We start from the raw sequence: 18,090 nt of genomic DNA, 5'->3' as shown, positions 1-18,090 counted from the left end.
TCTTTCCAAACGGTTGAACACCCGCTGTGCCTGTCCCTGATGCAAATCCGTGCCTTTTCCGGTCAAATTCGCGGCTGCAGATGAACAATATTCCTATAAAATCAAGCAACATGCCGAAAGTATGCGCGCCGCCGGTCTTATATAATAGGTGGGGTAAGCATCTTGATCATGGAGGGACTGCATTTGCAAGCACAAGCTATTTCTTCCGAATTTGCCCGCGCCAAGGCCGCTTCCGTCTACGCATTCATGATTTCCGGCTCATCGGCGGATAACCGAATGAATATCGATCTGTGGGATTGGATACCCGGGGTCGGAGTCCTTGCGATTTGGCGCTATTTTGAAAAAACCGGCAGCCGGGACGCGCTCCGTTATTTAACCGGCTGGACAGCCCGTAATCTCGGAAAATCATGCGTTCATAGAACCGTCAATTCCACGGCGCCGTTCGCCCTGCTGCCCGCGCTGCACAGCGTCGCGCCCGACGACAGCTATACGGAAAGCGTCCGCGCAACCGCTCAATGGCTGATGGACCAAGCGCCCCGTACGCGGGAAGGAGCCTTCGAGCATACCGTCACGGAACCAGCCGCTTTCCCGGAGCAAGTATGGGCCGATACGGTCTATATGGCCGTTTTGTTCCTCGCGCAAGCTGCCGGAATGCTGGGCTCCGCAGCCTATGCGCAAGAGGCGCTGCGTCAATTGGAGCTGCATCTGCGTCTTTTGCAGGACGATGCAACCGGCGTGCTGTTCCATGGCTGGAACTGCGGGGAACGCCATCATATGTCGGGGGCGAGATGGACCCGGGCCAACGCTTGGGTCGCGCTGGGCTTCCCTTGCATCATACAGAGCGTCGCCGGTCTCGCCGATATTCCGGCCGGCTTAAGCGAACGATACGTCCGGCTTATGACGGCCTTGCTCGATTACCAGAATGAACGGGGCTTGTGGCATACGGTTTTGGACCGGCCCGACTTCTACGAGGAGACTTCGGGGAGCGCCGGAATTGCCGCAGGCATCATAAGGGCCATCGAATGCGGGCTGCTCGACGGGAAGCACCGCGAAGCGGCGGACCGCACCGCTATGGCGATCATCGGCAGGATCGATGAAGCGGGCAGAGTGATCGGAGTATCCGGAGGCACCCCCGTGAAGGAAAGCTTGGAGGACTATAACCTCATTCCGTTCAAGGATACGCTGTACGGACAAGGCTTGGCGCTGATGCTGCTGTCGGAATACGCATAAGTCGTAAGGGCATCAATGAGCTTCATTGCCCGGAAGACAGTAAACAAACGGCCCAATCGCTTATTGCGACTAGGCCGTTGCATGTTTTATGTTATTGAACTCTCTCGACGCTCCACATACCAGAGCCGCCGATGCTCACCCGCACTGTCCGGCCGGAGCGCGTAAATTCCGCCAGCGTCTCCTCCGGCCTGTCATCGACCCGGATCGAAGCCGCTATCTCGGCAGCGGTTTCGCCTGAGCCGTGCGGAATCAGCAAGGTGACGAAGCGCACCTTGCTCCCGGAAGCGACCGTCTGCCGGGCGAAGGTCGTATACGGCTTCATTCCGCCGTTCATCGGCACGTTCACAGCGCCGAAGGTCCTCCCTTCCCCCGGCGCGTAATACACGAGCAGCGACGGGGCGGCGGATGCTTCCGTTCCGTCCGGCTTATACCAGCTTCTCGCCTCTCCCGGCGAGTCGAACCAGTTCGGTCCTTGCGCTTCCAGAGAATACAAATTCCATAGCGGGCCGGCCGTATACCCGGACGCCAGCGGGCCCGGCAGCAGCTCGTCGACCAAGATCAATGCTCCTTCTTCCGTAAGCACCATTTGCCGGGTCAGCTTGCTGTCGAACGTATAATATTCGTCCAGACGGATGAGCCCGTAGCTGTCCTTGCGGCGGGACTCCGCTTCGGCCTGCTTCAGCAGCGGAACCAGATTCGTATCCGACGGATAGAAATCAACATCAACCGGAACGCTGTCTGTCGGATTCACCGTAACGCGGAAGATGAAGTCGATGTCCGTCCGCTCCGCAGCGATGTAAGTCCAATCGTATTTGATCGTCGTATAATCTTGCAGGCTAAACGTCGTCCGATAGCCTTTGTTTCTGTAAAACAAGCTGGCGCCCGGCTTGACGCGTACGTGCAGCGCATGATTGCCTTCCACGGCATTCGTCCCTAGCGAGTAAGGCCGGTCGGCGCGTTCCCACTGAGCCAATGTTTCGAAATCGTCGATCACCTTGACGCCGGCCGGCCCTTCCAGCCGCAAATGGTCGATAGCGAACGTATACGGCTTATTCGCCGCCAGACGAAGCGTGATCGCGTCGAGCGTAAAGCTCTCCTGATCCAGCATCGATCCCGCGATCAGACCGCGCACGGGGATCGATTCATGCTGCCATACCCCCGGCTCGGGCGCAGAGACCGCAGCGGGGTACGGCTCGTCGGGCGGCAGCAGCGCAACGATGTTAGCGTCGGTGGCCGAACGGTTATGTCTGGTCAAGCCGTGGAACAGCGGAATACCGCCCGCCTCGTAATACAGCAGCGCTCCGATCCGGTTCGTATGGGAATGGTAGCCCCTTCCGTACAGCTCGCTCATGACGTAAGGCGTTCCGGGCGCGCGGTCCGCTCCGAGGATCAGCTTATCCGGCGTTCCCGGACGACCCGGTTCGTTGCGCCGCGTCACCAAGCTGCCGGCTTCCGCCCCGCTTGCTCCGAGGCTCGTCTCGGGCAGCGACAGAACCTCGGCCAGCGGGTACAAAATGACTACCGACCACAGATTGTCGTCGAAGGAGCCGGGAGCATAACGAAGCGGGTAGTTCTTTGAATGGAAAGCGAACGTTTTCCAGGCTGCTTCCAAAAATGACGAATCGTCGTACATCCGCGCCGCCGCTTCAAACACATAGATCCATGCCTGCCATTCGCTGCCGAAATAATCGTCGCCGTATTCCGGAACGGCTCCCGAAGGCGACAGCTGATCGCGGTAACGTTCGAACATGCTGCGAGCTTCGCCGTTTTGCAGCTGCTGCGTCCTTCCCGTCAGCTCCGCCAAACGGATGACCGCGCTTAACCCGATGGCATTGTAATGCCCGGCGTTCTCGTTTAAGTCCTTGTTCGCATACCAATAATTCCAGAGCTCATCGATATTGGCTTTCCATTTGGCGGCGTCCGGATGGTCCGGAAACAATCTCAGCGCTTCGGCGGCTCCGACCGCCCGGGACAGGCCTTGATTATTATCTGTCATTTGACGGGCGTTGGCATAAGGCAAATACGCGCGCAGCAGCTCCTCGTCGCCGTCTTCAAGCTTCCCCGCCGATTGGAGATACGCATACGCATGAAGCAGCGGCTCCGCAACAAAAAAAGGATTGTCGTGCTTTCGGTACAATTCGGGATTGCGCCGCCATTCATCCATCAGCACGCGGAATGTCTTCTCCGCTTGCTCCGCATACTTGGCATTGCCAGTCAGCTTGTGCATATCGGCCGCCATCGCGGCAAAGAAGGCAAGCCTGCGCGGATCGTTCAGCCGCTTGCGCATCGCATCGTAGTTGAGGTTGCGGGTCAGCTCCTCGTAGGTCGAGATAACATAAGACTTATAGTCAGGCGCATTCATGCTCGCAGGATTCCCCTTCCCGTAATAGAACCATATGGCGACAGCCAGAACGGCGGTCAAGCCGACGCTCGCCGCCAGCGTCGCACCTTTGCTGATGAAAGGCATACTCTCTTCCTTCTTTCGACCGGTCATCCCCATTGTAACAGGAAGCGAGCAGCGAATCTTTCGCCGCATTGCCCTTATTTATCAATATATTGCGTTCATTTTGAACTCCAGGTAAGTTATAGGTATAGAGAAATTTGCGGAAGGGGCTGACAGTACGATGCCGAACGGCCAGGATCAGAGGCTGCGGATTTACGAAGTGGAGGAACGGCTGCGGATGCGTCCTTTTTTTATTAAGCATCGCGCTACGGACAAACATTTTTATATGGATTTTCATGCGCATCCGGGATATGAAATCTATATTTTTCAACAGGGCTCCGGCAATTTTCTTATTGAGGATCGGATCTTTCCTCTTGCCGGAGGCGACATCTTGCTCATCTCCGAGTTCGAGTCTCACAAAAGCGCGCCCAGCCTGGGAGTAGACTGCTCGCGAAGCGTCGTCAATTTTTTGCCGGAGCTGCTGCTGCCCCAGGCTGCCCCTCCATTTTTGGAGTTATTCCATACCGGTTCGGATTGGACCCGCCGTCACCTGCGCGTATCCGGCGAAACGCTGGTGAAGATAAACGCGCTGCTGACGCGGATGGAAGAAGAAAATCGCAAGCGGGCGGACTTTTTCGAAATCGGCTGCTCCCTCTGCTTAAACGAGCTGCTTTTGGAAATCGCCCGTTTGATTCGAAGCCAGGCATCCGAAGGCGCGTCCCCTATACCGCGCAGCTCGGTCAATTCGAGAGTCGAGCAGGTGATCCGCTATTTATCCGAACGGTACAGCGAGCCGATCAAGCTGAAGCAGCTGGCCGAGATGATTTATGTAAGCCCTTACTATTTATGCCATCTGTTTAAGGAAACGACCGGCGTTACCATTTCGGAATATTTGATTTATACCCGCATCCGCCAATCCAAGCGAGAGCTGGCCCTCACCGAATATTCCATCGCCGAAATCGCCAGCCGCGTCGGCTTCAATACGCTGGCCCATTTCGGACAAACGTTCAAAATGCTGGAAGGGATGACCCCGCGCGATTACCGCAAACAGATGAGCCGCCGGTAGCGGGCGCGCCGTCTTCGTCCGCCGACGCCAAATAAGCCGGCCGCGTTCCGTACGCAGACGCCGGCCGACGGAAAAACAGAACCGAGAGGATTCCCAGGCCTTTATCTGGATGAGGACCCGCGCAGCCGGGGTCTTCTTGCGAAATACACGGAGACCAGCAGCAGCGGTATGGCAAGCATCATCGTCAAATCCCAGAAGAGCCAATGATGCTCTAGCAATTCGTTGTAGAAGGTCAAATTCGGAGACAGGCAGTAGGCCAGCCCGAATAGGAGCAGACCGAACGGAATCAGCAGAAATCGTTGGCTGCGCAGGTTGAACAGCTGTACCGTCCCCCAGCTGAACGCATAGCAAAATAACGTGCATTTGAAAAAAGTCGATATAATCCACACGATCGCCAGCAACGCCTCCAGCCGTTCCAGAAAATGCCCGATGCTAATTTTCTTGGCTAATCCGTAAGCCGGATACACTTGATGGGCAGTAATATAGGAACCGAGCACAACGACGCTGACAAAGATGACCGAGACGACGCAGATCCCGCCGATCAAGGCGGCGAGCATAAAATCTTTGCGCATATGCTTCCCCCGCTTGACGTACGGAAGAATCATCAGCAAGCTGGACAGCTCCGCAAACGGATACGACGCGACGTAAACCGCTCCCCGCAGCACAGGCGCGACCCCGTCCCCCATGATCGGGAGCAGTTTGACGAATTTGGCTTGCGGCAGCAGCAAAATGATCAGCGCCACGATGAACAAGCCGAACCAGGGCAGCAAAATTTCTCCCGCTCTCGCCACCGCCTCAATTCCTCTTACCAGCGCATAAAGCAGAACTAGGATCAGAATGAAATGGACGGCCCGCTCCGGCGTCTCCGGAATCATCTCCGTAGTAATGAAATCCCCGATTTCCCTTAGCAAGGCTGCCGCATTAAACAAACAATAAAGCAAATAGAGCAGCGACACGGCCCCGCCGGCCCAGCTTCCGAGGAGAAACCGGGTGAATTCGACGTAAGTGAACTCGGGCTTCAGGCTGCTCGCATATAGCGCGATCGCAAGGACGATAAGACCGCCGGCAATCCCGATGATTCCGGACAGCCAGGCGTCCTGCTTGGCCGCGTTCGTCGTAATGGACGGGAGAATCAGAATCGAGTCTCCGACCGTAACCAAAATAACGAGAACCGCCAACTGCTGTATGCTGATTTTGCCGTTACTAAGCATGGCGCTCACCTTTTATTCAGGATGTAGGAAAAAACAAACGGCTGATAGGATCATACACGATTTTCAAGACGATCAGCGGGCTCGGCACGTCGATCAGCCTCACCGCCGCTACGCTGCATAACGTTCCCAGCGCCAGCAAGACGGAGAAGACCGCCGCCTCCCGAAACCAGCCTTTGCGGATTAACGGAGGAAGCTGCAGAATAGCGGCGAGCAGCACGGCTGCCAGCAGCGAGATGGTTTGGATCATGAATCCGTCACTCCTTCACATCGTTCAGAAATGAATTTCCGGTCGTTCCCAGCTTGCGCAGCAGCACCTTCGCTTTATAATTGACTTTGACCTTCGGAAACCGTTCCGTCCAGTTGTCCTTTAGCTTTTTCCACTCTTGGGGATTCGATCTGTAAATCGCCTGCCCGAAGCCGAACATATCTACTTTATATTTGCTTTGGGCCACCTTCACTGTTTGTTTCATCCGCTTGACCAGCGCCTGCTCCGCTTCCCGCTGCAGCATCTGCATTGTTTCCGGATTTTCGATGTCGATCTTACATTCGACATTGCCGATATTCGATTCGCCCTTCACCGAAATATCGATAACCGGCTCCCCGTTCACGACGCTTCCTTTAATCGTACTTTGGGCCCGTATCGACTCCAGGTCGATTTTGCCCCCGTCCGGACACCGCACGCTGCCTACCGTGCTTTTCACATTGTTCATAATGTAGTTGTACCCGCGGCTTTCTTCCTCATCCAGCCAGCCGATCAGCTTATCCTTCTTGAATACCGCCAAGGTGGAATATTCCAATCTGGCTTCCGGCTCGATTTGTTCGACGTTGCGTTTGGTTTCCCCGAGCTGCCGGTTTCCTTTGACGACAATGCCGGTCAATACGGGATTCATCCCTTCGGAGACGAGCTGTTCGATAAATTGGTCGAGCGTGAAGGTCGTTGTCGGCGCCCAAGCTTTGGACGACGTTTCGAGAGAGTTGTACAGCTTGTTCGCGGGAATTTTCTCCAGCGGCGTCAATATTTTGAGCACGTCTTCGGCCTTGCTTTCTTTGGCCACCATAACGTAAAAATCCGTCCTTGATTCCGAGTCCCGGAACAACAGGTCCAGCGCTTTGCCCACGCCGTCTTTGGCCAGCTCCTCCGACAGCACCAGAACTCGTATATGCGCCGCGTACACTTTACGCGGACTGACCTCGGTCATTTTACGGAACGCTTGAAACACCGTCGGCGCCGTCGCTTTATACATCACAACGGGCGCCAGATCGTTGCTCCCTACCTTGGCGGCTATCGCGGAAGGCTCGACGACCTGCACGGCGACTTGCACCTGATCGCCCTTTTTATCGATGGCCGTGCCGAGCTGGATGCCGAGCGTATTCAATTCCCTGCGGTTCCAGCAGCCGGTTGTGAGCGACAGCAGCAGTATGGAAGCGAGCGCCGCCGCGGCAAGCCGTTTCATGTGGACATCTCCTTCCGCTCTCTTTATGGATTCGACTTTTGGCGAACCGGATTGTTCCGGTTGAGCAGGCGCGGACGCAGGTTGAGGCGGGGCCATCTCAGCCGGAATAACGAATCCTTCTGATCCTTGAGTATAAAAGGGCCGAACGGACTCATGTACGGGATGCCGAAAGAATACAAACCGGATAAATGGATCACAAGCCCGAGTATACCGACAAGAATGCCATACAATCCGAACGTCGCCGACAATCCCATCAATAGGAATCGGATCATCCGAACCGAGATCGACATGTTCACAGCGGGGATGACATAGCTTGAGATGGCGGTAATGGAAACGAGAATAACCATCGCCGCAGAGACAACCCCCGCTTCCACCGCCGCCTGTCCGATAACGAGCGTGCCTACGATGGATACGGCCTGCCCGACCGTACGCGGCATCCTGACCCCCGCCTCCCGTAAAATCTCATAGGTCGTCTCCATCAGCAGCGCCTCGATAAAAGCCGGAAACGGAACGCCTTCCCGCTGCGCAGCCAAATTGATAAGCAGGCTTGTAGGCAGCATCTCCTGATGAAAGGTCGTAACGGCAATGTAAAAAGACGGGGCCAGCATGGATATAAAAAAGGACAAATACCGGATCATCCGCAGCAGCGTGCTAATATCCGCCCTCTGATAATAGTCTTCCGCCGATTGAAAGAAATGGACGAACAACGCGGGAACGAGCATCACGAAAGGAGTCCCGTCCACCAGAATGGCCGCCCGCCCTTCCAGCAGCGCCGCTGCCACCGTATCCGGCCGTTCCGTATTGTAAACCGTAGGAAACGGGGTATATCCTTTATCCTGGATAAACTCCTCGATATACCCACCCTCCAACACTCCGTCAATCATGATAGCGTCGAGCCGCTTGCGGACCTCGTCTATCATCCGCTCGTCGGCGACGCCGTGGACGAACATCACGCAAACGTTCGTCTTCGTCACCGTGCCGATCGTCTTGCATTCCAGCCATAGGTTCGGGTCCTTAATCTTGCGCCGAATCAGGGATGTATTCGTACGGATGCTCTCCGTAAACGCCTCCATCGGTCCCCGCACAACCGTCTGCTGGGTCGGCTCGCTTACGCTGCGCTCCTCTCCTCCGGTAACGGAAATTCGCAGACCGGCGGGCGAGCGGTCGATCAGCACGACCGCATCTCCCGACAGCACCGCGTCAAAGAGCGAGTCCATACTGTCCAGCACGCTGATATGGCCGGCGGCGAGCACATCGTCCCTAAGGAACGGCAGCAGCCCAGAAACGCCCGGTAACGGCATTCCACCTCTCTTTAACGCCATAAGAGGCTCAATGACGGTCGTATGAAGCAGCATATTGTCGACGAGTCCGTCTATGTAGAGCAGGGCAACCCGGCTGCAGCTTTCTCCTTCGCCATACGCGATTTCCTTCACGATCAAATCTTCGCTGTGTCCCAGCGCCGTCAGGATGGAGGTAAGGCTGGCTGAAAGATCGGGCTGCAGACCGGCTTGATCCGCTGTCGTTGCTGGTCGTTGCGTAGAGTTCATCGGAATGTACCTCGGGTATCGTCGATCTTCAGAATATCCCTTCGCAGGGGTCTGTATCCTGGACCGGAAAATATAGGGTATCGTTAGTATGAGCCGATTGCCTGTTATTTATCAACGGGGTTTTATACGAAACGCCAAGCGATTGGAAGCTCTGCCGAACGGCAAAAAACCGCCCTTCCATAGAAGAGCGGCGACTTCGGTTCCATAGATTCATCCGGCGTGCCGACCTGGAACGCCCGCTGCGCGTAGGCGCAGGACAAGAAGGGCGTCGGCGCTGCGTTCAATAACGCAGCGCCCGAAAAGCGTCGACCAGCTTGCGGGTATACGGATGCTGCGGATCTTCCATCAGCTGTCCGCTGCCGCCGGTTTCGACGATTTGCCCGCTGCGCATGACGGCGATCCGGTCGCTTACGCAGCGGACAAGCTCCAGATCGTGGGAAATAAACAGATAGGTCATGGAGAACGTTTGCTGCACTTGCCGCAGCAGCTCGATAACTTGCGCCTGCACCGATACGTCGAGCATCGAGGTCGGCTCGTCCAGCACCAGAAACGCCGGATTCAGCATCAAAGCGCGGGCGATCACAATCCGCTGGATTTGCCCTCCGCTAATTTGATGGGGGTAGCGCAGCAGGATGCCGCTGCTTAGACCGACCAGCTCCAAGAGCTCCAACGCTTTGGCCATGCCCGCTTCCCGGTCCATCGTCCGGTGCAGGCGGACCGGTTCGAGCAGACTGTCGAGCAGCGTCTGCCGGGGATTGAGCGCGGAATCGGGATGCTGAAAGATCATCTGCATTTGTCGGCGCAGCGGCCTCATCTCCTTCATGCCGAGTCCCGTTATCCGGCGGCCGTCGAAATAAATGTCTCCTTCGTCGGCCTCCGCAAGCTTCATGATCAGTCGGGAAAGCGTCGACTTCCCGCAGCCGCTCTCCCCGACAAGTCCCAGCGTCTCGCCCTTGGCGATATGGAGCGATACCCCGTCAACGGCCAGGGACGCTCGCCGGCTCCATCGTCCGCTCCGAAACCGTTTGCTCAGATGCTCGACCCGAATCATACAGAAAACACCTCGCTTTGCATCCGGCCGAATCCGCTTCCCCCTTGCGGCCCCCGTCCTGTCTCATGGCAATCGCCTGTAGCTGGGGCTGCGCGGCCGCACATAACGCAAGCCGCTCGCCGCAGCGCGGGTGGAAGGCACATCCGGGCAGCATCTCCGTCAAGCTCGGACTCGCTCCCGGAATGGCGGCCATTCCCCGGCCCGGCAGCGATCCGAGGAGGCCCCGCGTATAAGGATGGCGGGGCGAGACGAACAGCTCCGCCGCCGCGGCTTCCTCCACGATTTGCCCGGCGTACATGACGCCGATCCGGTCGCACAGCGCCCGCGCGACGTGCAAATCATGCGTGATGACGAGCATCGCCGCGCCCGTGCGGCGGGCGGCGGCGCGCAGCAAGCTCGCCACCTGATTGCGGACGACGGCGTCGAGCCCTTTGGTCGGCTCGTCCGCAATCAGCAGCGACGGCGCGCCTGCGGTGCCGATCGCCGCCAGCACCCGCTGCTTCATGCCGCCGCTCAGCTGGAACGGATACGCGCGCAGCTGCCTCCGGGGCTCGGGCAAGCCGAGCTCCTCCAGCAGGCCGATTGCCTGCTCGCGCGCTTCCTTGCGCCCGATCCGTCCGTACAGCCGGATCGCTTCCAGCAGCTGATACCCGATCGACAGCACCGGGTTCAAAGACGACGCCGGGTTTTGCGGAATCAGCGCAATGTCCCGCCCGCGCAGCTTGCGTCTGGAGCGCGGGTCCAGCTCCAGCAGACTTTGGCCCTTGTAGACGATGCTCCCCGACACTTCTGCCTCGGCCGGAAGCAACCCTGGGATCGTCAGTCCGAGCACCGACTTGCCGCTGCCCGTTTCTCCGATCAGCCCGTAAATTTGTCCCTGCTTCAGCTCCATCGACACTCCGCGAACCGCATGTACGATGCCGTTGGGAGTGCGAAACGACGCCCGCACATCGTGCAGGCTGAGCAGCGGCTGCGTATCGCTCACCTTCCTCATCTCCCGCATTTCATAGTCATTTTCAAATAGCAGGCGGCGCATAGGCCATGCCGGTCTTCTTGATTACAGTAACGATTGTTCATTGGAGTTTTTGCTGTCCAGCCAATCCCTAAGACCGTCTCCCAGCCAGTTGATCGAGAAGGATACCGCGGCGATGCACAAGCCCGGCGCGAGAATAAGGTGAAAATAACTGCGGAAATACGGTCTCGCGTCGTTCACCATCACGCCCCAGTCCGGCGTCGGGGGCTGCAGCCCGAGTCCTAGAAAGCTGAGCGAGGCGATGGACAGAATCACCCGCCCGATGCGCACCGTAAACAGCACGGTCAAAGGCCCGAGCATATTCGGAACGATATGCCTCGCCAAAATATAAGCGTGTCCGGCTCCCAGTACGCGGATGCCTTCAACGTAGGCCTCTTCGCGCAGCTTCATCGCTTCCCCGCGGACAACCCTCGAGAAATCCGCCCAGGATGTCAGAATGAGCGCAATGAATATGCTCTGCACGCCCGGCCCCAGCGTGCCCGCTATCGCAATCATCAGGCTGAGCCCCGGCAGCCCTTGAAAAATATGAATGACGGCCTGTATCGTATCGTCGATCCAACCGCCGAAATAGCCGGCCGCCGTGCCGACAACGAGACCGATCAGCATCGTGGCGGCCGTCACCGCCAGCGCGAGGAGAATGCTGACGCGCCCGCCGTACAAGATGCGGCTGAATACATCCCTCCCGAGCGTATCGGTTCCGAGCAGGTGCTCCGAAGTTAACGGGGCGAGCCGCTCGGCCATGTTCACCCGGTTCGGGTCATAGGGCGCAATCAGCGGGGCCAGCAAGCTGCCCAGCACTATAACGGCAAGAATCGATAGGGCGATGACGTTCGGCACCGTAAGCAAGCTTCCGGCCGACCGCCGGGAGACAGACGGTAACGGCGTCGACTCCCCTTGCGGAGAAGACGCGTGAACGGACGGCTTGTCCTGGCCAAAATTCGGCTTCATCGCAGCTTCCCTCCTAACCGCATTTGCGGATGGATCAGCACATAGGAGAAGTCCACCAGCAAGTTGAAGGCGACGTAGACGACGCCCGTGAAAACGACATAGCCTTGAATAACCGGATAATCTCTGCGGAAAATGCCGTCGATGGCGAATCTGCCGATGCCCGGCAGCGCAAAGATCACTTCCACGATGACCGAGCCGCCCAGAATGGCGCCGAAATACGTTCCTAACACGGTAACGAGAGGAATAAGCGCGTTGCGCAGCGCATGCCTCAGCATAATAAGCGCGTCATGCAGTCCTTTGGCTTTAGCCGTCAAGATGTAGTTATGATTCCAAACTTCCAGCAGCGAAGCGCGTGTCAAACGCATCAAGACGGCGCTCGTCCCGGAAGCCAGCACGACGGCCGGCATAATGAGATGCCGCAAGCTGCCGTAGCCGCTGGTCGGCAGCCAATGCAGCTTCTCCGAAAACAGCGTAATCAGCAGAATCGCCAGCCAAAACCCCGGCACCGAGACGACGATCAGGGCGACGGCTCGTCCGACGTGATCGAGCGGGCCGTTTTTCTTAAGCGCCATCAGCATGCCGAGAGGTATGCCGCCGCCCGCCGCAAACAGGACGGCCAGCAGCGATACGCTCAGCGTAACCGGCAGTCTGCGGACGATCTCCGCGCTGACCGATTCCTTGGTCATATACGAGGTACCCAGATCCCCCTGCACCGCTTTGAACAGCCAGCGGCCGTACTGCACGGCGAACGGATCGTTCAGTCCCAGCTGTTCGCGCATCGCTGCGATCTCCTGCTCGGAAGGCTCCTTCACACCGTTTTGAGTCAACGCTTCAACGGCGGGATCGCCTGGGGACGCTGCGCTGAGGACGAAGGCGACAAGAGAGATGCCGATCAGGATAGGAATGGCAGCCGCGATGCGGCGAATCAGATAAGCCATTTTACTGAGCCCACTCCAGCTGAGCCAGCGTCGTTCCGTAGACCGTCGCCTTGTAGCCTTTAATTTTCTTGTTATACGCGATCAAACTCGCATCGTTGAATAATGGGATCGTCGGCAAATCCTGTGCCGCAATCGTTTGAATCTCGTTGTAAATCGCTTTGCGCTCATCCATGCCCAGCGTCGTTTTGGCCTGGTTCAGCAGCCCGTCGATCCGGTCGTTCTTGTAGCCGAGGCTGTAGCTTTTATTGCTGGAACCGGCGCTCGACAAGTAGTTGGTGAAGATCGTATACGGGTCGCCGTTCGGCAGGCCTTGCGTAGCGAGCGCGAGATCGAAGTCCCCCTTCGATTGGGCTTCCTTGAAGGCCGCGCCGTCGAGAATGCGGATGTTCGCGTCCAGATTCAGCTCCTTCAGCACCGATTGCAGCAGCTCGGCCTGGGCTTTGTACGGATAACGGTCCAGACCGTATGTAGGGACGATCAGATCGATTTTTTGACTGCCGCCTCCAAGCGCCTCGGCCGCAAGCTTTTTCGCTTCCGGCAAATTATACTCCGGCCTGATCTCCTTATAGAACGGCGACGTGACATTCAAAATGTTGACGGTAGATGTCGGGTATCCCAAGTACAGCTCCTTGACCAGCTGCTCGCGATCGATCGCAAGACTGAGCGCCTGACGCATCTTCGGATTGTCAAATGGCGGCTTTTTCCCGTTCGGGTGAATGTAGTGGGAAATCGTCGATTTCGTAGCGGACACCTCGAAGCGGTCGTCCTTGAGCAATTCTTTGGCCAGAGCCGGCGGAAGGGCTCCCAAATCCATAACGCCCATAATTTCCCCGGACTTGAGCGCCGCAAGCCTCGTGTCCGGATCTGGAATGACGCGAACGCGGATGCGCTTCGTCTTGGCCTTGTCGCCATAATACCCGTCATAAGCTTCGAGCAGGTCGAATTGATCCTTTTGATGCTCGATCAGCTTGAACGGGCCCGTTCCTTGAGGCAATCCGTTGAAGTCGCCTTTTTCATCGAAATTTTTGGGGCTATAGATCGGACTGGCAAAATTGACCATCGAATACAGCAGTGTCGGCTGCGGATTATCGAAGACAAGCTTGAAAGTCATCTCGTCCACTTTGACCACATCCTGAAGACCCGGATAGGCGCTTTTCACATCCAGCGTGTAAAAAGGAGAGCTCTTAGGGCTTACCTGCTTATACCGGTTGAAGTTAGCGATCACGGCATCCGCGTTCACCTTCTCTCCATCATGGAATTGGACGCCGTCGCGCAGCTTGAACGTCCATTCCTTGCCGTCCGCCGACATCGTCCATGATGTCGCCAGCTTCGGCGCAGGCTGCCCGTCTTCACCCGATGCCACCAGCGGCTCCCACACATAAAGAATCAGGCTCGTGTAGTACGCATCCTGAGGCCCCGGAGCCAAATCGCGGGGAGCGGCCAGCACGACTTCGCCTTGATTCGCCGCAGCGGATGCGGCTTCCGGGGTCTGCTGCGCTTGCGGCGCTCCTGCGCTGCAGCCCAGCAGACCGATCATGATGCACAGCCATAAGATTGATAATAAGTACGTTTTTTTCAACATGTTCGTTTGCCATCCTTCTTCTTGAATTCATCTTTACATTACTGCTTTGCCTTCCTGCGGGCGGCTTCCGTCTTCAGCAGGCCGGGCGTTCCGTGTCCGGTCGGAGTAAAAACTCCGTCTGCATAGCCGTAAACGGCACGGCTGGTTAGCGGATTGCCCCGATCAGATGCTCTCTGACGATCGCTTTGCCTATATCCGGGGTAATCTCTTTATACCAGACGCCTTGCGGGTAAACCGTCACGACGCAAGCGTCCTCGCAGCGGCCGTTGCACTGCGTCCGGGTCGTATGAATCCGGTCGTCCGCTCCATGCGCTGTAATCTCCTCGCGAATCGCCAACGTCACCGCGTCAGCATCTTTGCGGGAGCAGCTGCCCCCGTTGCAAATCAGTACATGATGACTCGTTTGCGATAAATCCCAGGTTGCCATAACCGCATTCCTCCTTCTTCCCGATTCGCAATCTGCAACGCATACCAAAAAAAGGCATCTTCACCCGATAGAAAATAAGGTAAAGATGCCCGTAACAGTCCCTGTGGACGCATGACGGCCGTCTTAACACTTCCCCATCTCCCGTAGGTCAAAGCAGTGCTGTCAGAACAGGCAGGTCTCCTGGCTCCGGAATCATACGTCGGCAGCGGCCTTCCCGATCCGGTTCGATTACCTGGATCAGTGACATGTTCGCTTGGACTACTCCGTTACAGTGGCGGGACCGCGTCGGTGTTGCACCGAACTTCCCTATTAAGCTCCGGTATTTACCGGAACACCCATTCCCACGATGTGTAATTGTCGTTAAACAACACTGATGATACACGAATATACGGTTTTATACAACACGAAACTGATAGTAACTAATAGTAATTATTACTATTAATATATAAGCAGCGGCGTCTTTTGTCAACAACGGGAGAGGACAACAGAGAGCAAAAAAAGTTTTCCGCTTGCTTAACCGTCATTTTTTCACCGCGTTTTTACGCATGCTGGTACGGGAACAAATCGCCCAAAAGCCATCCATGCCGCTACGCGGCACCACAGACAATGGAAATGGGGTACCAAGAGTAATTTCCAGGGTAGTGACGTGATGCTCTGAAGCTTATTCCGTCCGCATCCAGCCTAAGCTGGATCGGCGTCTAACCCTTCCTCTGGGATCGTTCTAGGGTAGACTTTACTTTCGGGGAGAACCCGGATATCCACAGGATATGGCTGCGCTTCATTTCCTAAACAGCAAAAAAGCCCGGATTTAGCCGGGCGCGGAGTATAAAACCGTGCCTGATTTGCCCATGCTAGTTAGATAAGGAGGTGAGAATCCATGGCGAGAGACGTAATGTGCGAAGTCAACTCCTGTAAGTATTGGGCTGCAGGCAATCAGTGCAACGCTTCTTCTATTTATGTAGTCAGCAATCACAACGATAAAGCCAGAAACTCGGCGGAAACCGACTGCAAAACGTTTGAATCGAAGATCTAATTTTTTTTCGGAAAGGCAGCCTATCGGGATATGGGCTGTCTTTTTGCTTGCTCAAATACAGTATAGCCAATAATGATAATTATTATCAGCCGATAATTATGCGCTCGTTCCCCTCTTCCCGCAGCATTTTTTCCTGCTTGAAGTCCGCGCCGGTGCCTGTACCGGACGATTTATGTTTCTGTATAAATTAGGCAAGGGCACAAGCCGCCGGCCGGCGATCGTCGTATACTATCTCAGATCATGAGAGGAGCTGATAGGTAATGGCATATCGTTCGCATAGACATTGTTGCCCGCCAGCGGATCCGATTATTACTGATCCGCGCAGAATAGTAAGAAACTTTTATCACCCGCAACTCGTTCAAGTCATTCATCCGGTTGAGGTTGTTAACCGCCACCATTGCGTGCCAGTCTACCAACATTCGATTTCGTACTGCGAAAAAGACGAATTTTGTGGCAGCGCTCATCCGTATTTCCGCAAAGATAACCTCTAATCCGCAGGTAACGGAGAATGCCCTCCGCTAAACGCCGGCTATCGGCGCCGAACGTTCTTGGGTATTCTTCCCTGAAAGCTATACTGGGGAGGTCTCTTGTCTGTACCCGCCCAGCTTAAAAACCGCCCGGAATATGAATCCGGGCGGTCGCTCTACATTTCACCGGGTGTTACGCCTCTCCGGGCGAACCGGCCTCGCTCCGCACTCCGCCACGGTACAAAGGCAGCATGACCAGAACACCGATGACGAACAAAACGGCAGCCGTTTCGTACATAGCTACGATATGAAACATGCTTTTCAGCCAACCTGACATGCTCATCGTCAACACCATTCCGCCCATAAAGAGCGGACTGAGAATCCCGTTGACCCGGCCTACATACGATTCTTCCGTATTGCTCAGAATCATCGTATTAATGCCGATCTGAATCGCCGGGAGCACCAAGCCGGAAACAAATTGCGCGCCGAGCGTCAGCCACAAGGACGTCGACAAGCCGGTTACCACCATGCCGGCCGCGCTTACGATCATCCCGATGACCAGCATCGTCTGCGGCTTGAAGCTTTTGGACATGGTCATCGCAAGAACGCCGCCGATGATCATCGCCACCCCGTTGGCGGTCATCAGCCATTGAATATTTTCCTTGGGCAAGCCAAGCCGCTCGGTCACCAGAAACACGCCTAACGGCTGGATCAAGCCGAGCGCCAGACCGGCCGTCAAGAAACAGCCGCCGAGCGTGCTCAGCACCTGCTTGGAGAGAACGTACCTGAAGCCGGCGGCCATCTCTTCTTTCAGCCTGGTAACCGGCTTATTCTCGGACGGCGCCGGGTCGGCGGGAAGAAACAACAGAACGGCGGCGGACAGCAAAAACGCGACCCCCATAATGAAAATAGCCGTCTGAATCCCGTAATGCTGGTAAACAAATGTCCCGAGAATAGGTCCCAGCACCATAAACAGGGCGAACATCGTCTGATAAATGGACATCCCCATCTGAATGAGCTCGCCGGGCACATGCGTTTTAAACAGGCGCATCCCGGACGGCTGCGAAAACTGCGATAAAATGGCGGAAACGAGCGTCGCGAAAAAGACCGCCTTCCATGTCGCAAACACAAGCGTGAGTAAAACAGCGAATACGGAAACCGCGCTCAACACATCGCACCATACCATCGTCCGCTTCGGCTTCCAGCGGTCGGCAAACGTGCCTCCTATAAACGAAAATATAAAGATCGGCGCAAATTCCGCTACGGAAATCATCGATACGGCGAACGGATCGCCGCCCGTCTGATCCATGACGAATAACAGGACGGCGAAATTCCGGACCCAAATGCCGATCTGCAGAAATAATCCGGATAACAGGATCGCCTGTACGAACCTGTTGCCAAATAATGCCCCCATCCCTTGCGAAGCAGAAGTCATCTATGCTCTCATCCTTTCTTGCGGTTACAAAAAAACTGTAGCTGCGCGTAATCTTAAACGAGGCTTGCCGCTAAAAGGTTGCTGAGTGTTAAAATTAACCTCAGCTTCATCGTTATTCCCAGGAAAGCCGCCGTAGAAACCTCGCTAAACTTCCGTGAACCATTGTACCACGCACCGTTCACCTTTATCGGGGAGAAAATGATTAAGGCTGTTTTTTCCGCCGCC

15 protein-coding genes and 1 riboswitch are annotated in these 18,090 nt (G+C 56.1%); of the genes, 3 read left to right on the top strand and 12 right to left on the bottom strand.

Translation table 11 applies throughout. From position 1 onward, the window contains the following. The first annotated feature begins 183 nt into the window (after nt 1-183). The gene (locus tag SK3146_RS25725) at nt 184-1,230 is read left to right on the top strand and encodes a glycoside hydrolase family 88/105 protein (protein ID WP_249861444.1); all 1,047 of its coding nucleotides are present in this window, start codon (nt 184-186) and stop codon (nt 1,228-1,230) included. 91 nt (nt 1,231-1,321) lie between these two features. On the opposite strand, the gene SK3146_RS25720 is transcribed toward SK3146_RS25725, so the two are convergent. Further along, nucleotides 1,322-3,724 (bottom strand): hypothetical protein, encoded by a 2,403-nt coding sequence (locus SK3146_RS25720; RefSeq protein WP_249861443.1) that lies wholly within the window; start codon nt 3,722-3,724, stop codon nt 1,322-1,324. Between the two features lie 130 nt (nt 3,725-3,854). Between SK3146_RS25720 and SK3146_RS25715 the strand changes: the two genes are divergently transcribed. Next, on the top strand, nt 3,855-4,739 hold the full coding sequence (locus SK3146_RS25715) for a helix-turn-helix transcriptional regulator (protein WP_249861442.1): 885 nt from the start codon (nt 3,855-3,857) through the stop codon (nt 4,737-4,739). Nucleotides 4,740-4,840: 101 nt separating this feature from the next. Here the strand turns inward: SK3146_RS25715 and SK3146_RS25710 are convergent, their stop codons facing one another. From SK3146_RS25710 to SK3146_RS25665, 10 genes are all read right to left on the bottom strand, one after another. Then, a complete protein-coding gene (locus SK3146_RS25710) occupies nt 4,841-5,950 on the bottom strand; it encodes a GerAB/ArcD/ProY family transporter (protein WP_249861441.1) in 1,110 nt (369 codons plus the stop codon). Nucleotides 5,951-5,966: 16 nt separating this feature from the next. Beyond that, nucleotides 5,967-6,197 carry a hypothetical protein gene (locus SK3146_RS25705; RefSeq protein ID WP_249861440.1) on the bottom strand — a complete coding sequence of 77 codons (231 nt, stop codon included), beginning with the start codon at nt 6,195-6,197 and terminating at the stop codon, nt 5,967-5,969. Between the two features lie 7 nt (nt 6,198-6,204). Next, nucleotides 6,205-7,404 carry a Ger(x)C family spore germination protein gene (locus SK3146_RS25700; protein WP_249861439.1) on the bottom strand — a complete coding sequence of 400 codons (1,200 nt, stop codon included), beginning with the start codon at nt 7,402-7,404 and terminating at the stop codon, nt 6,205-6,207. A 23-nt stretch (nt 7,405-7,427) separates the two neighbouring features. Next, on the bottom strand, nt 7,428-8,951 hold the full coding sequence (locus SK3146_RS25695) for a spore germination protein (RefSeq protein WP_249861438.1): 1,524 nt from the start codon (nt 8,949-8,951) through the stop codon (nt 7,428-7,430). A 280-nt stretch (nt 8,952-9,231) separates the two neighbouring features. After that, complete coding sequence (locus SK3146_RS25690; protein WP_249861437.1) at nt 9,232-10,002, bottom strand: ATP-binding cassette domain-containing protein; 771 nt, start codon at nt 10,000-10,002, stop codon at nt 9,232-9,234. Continuing rightward, nucleotides 9,929-10,987, bottom strand: coding sequence for an ABC transporter ATP-binding protein (locus tag SK3146_RS25685; RefSeq protein WP_249861436.1), 1,059 nt, complete (start codon nt 10,985-10,987; stop codon nt 9,929-9,931). The genes SK3146_RS25690 and SK3146_RS25685 overlap by 74 nt, the downstream gene beginning before the upstream one ends. Before the next feature lie 72 nt (nt 10,988-11,059). Beyond that, a complete protein-coding gene (locus SK3146_RS25680) occupies nt 11,060-11,983 on the bottom strand; it encodes an ABC transporter permease (protein WP_249861435.1) in 924 nt (307 codons plus the stop codon). Next, entirely contained in the window at nt 11,980-12,921 is a 942-nt protein-coding gene (gene nikB, locus SK3146_RS25675) for a nickel ABC transporter permease (RefSeq protein ID WP_249861434.1), read from the bottom strand. Before nikB ends, SK3146_RS25680 begins: the two co-directional genes overlap by 4 nt. 1 nt (nt 12,922) lies before the next feature. Further along, nucleotides 12,923-14,503: an ABC transporter substrate-binding protein gene (locus SK3146_RS25670; RefSeq protein ID WP_249861433.1), complete on the bottom strand. Its 1,581-nt coding sequence runs from the start codon at nt 14,501-14,503 to the stop codon at nt 12,923-12,925. A 145-nt stretch (nt 14,504-14,648) separates the two neighbouring features. Next, nucleotides 14,649-14,930: a (2Fe-2S) ferredoxin domain-containing protein gene (locus SK3146_RS25665; RefSeq protein WP_434006822.1), complete on the bottom strand. Its 282-nt coding sequence runs from the start codon at nt 14,928-14,930 to the stop codon at nt 14,649-14,651. Nucleotides 14,931-15,083: 153 nt separating this feature from the next. Further along, a riboswitch (cobalamin riboswitch) is annotated at nt 15,084-15,284 on the bottom strand. 523 nt (nt 15,285-15,807) lie between these two features. Between SK3146_RS25665 and SK3146_RS25660 the strand changes: the two genes are divergently transcribed. Continuing rightward, nucleotides 15,808-15,963, top strand: a complete 156-nt coding sequence (locus tag SK3146_RS25660) for a DUF1540 domain-containing protein (RefSeq protein ID WP_249861432.1) — start codon at nt 15,808-15,810, stop codon at nt 15,961-15,963. A gap of 660 nt (nt 15,964-16,623) precedes the next feature. On the opposite strand, the gene SK3146_RS25655 is transcribed toward SK3146_RS25660, so the two are convergent. Next, a complete protein-coding gene (locus SK3146_RS25655; protein WP_349655164.1) occupies nt 16,624-17,844 on the bottom strand; it encodes an MFS transporter in 1,221 nt (406 codons plus the stop codon). Nucleotides 17,845-18,090: the final 246 nt, after the last annotated feature.

It is taken from the genome of Paenibacillus konkukensis (assembly GCF_023523925.1).
Lineage (GTDB): Bacteria > Bacillota > Bacilli > Paenibacillales > NBRC-103111 > Paenibacillus_S > Paenibacillus_S doosanensis.
This window is presented reverse-complemented; position numbering and strand designations above follow the sequence as displayed.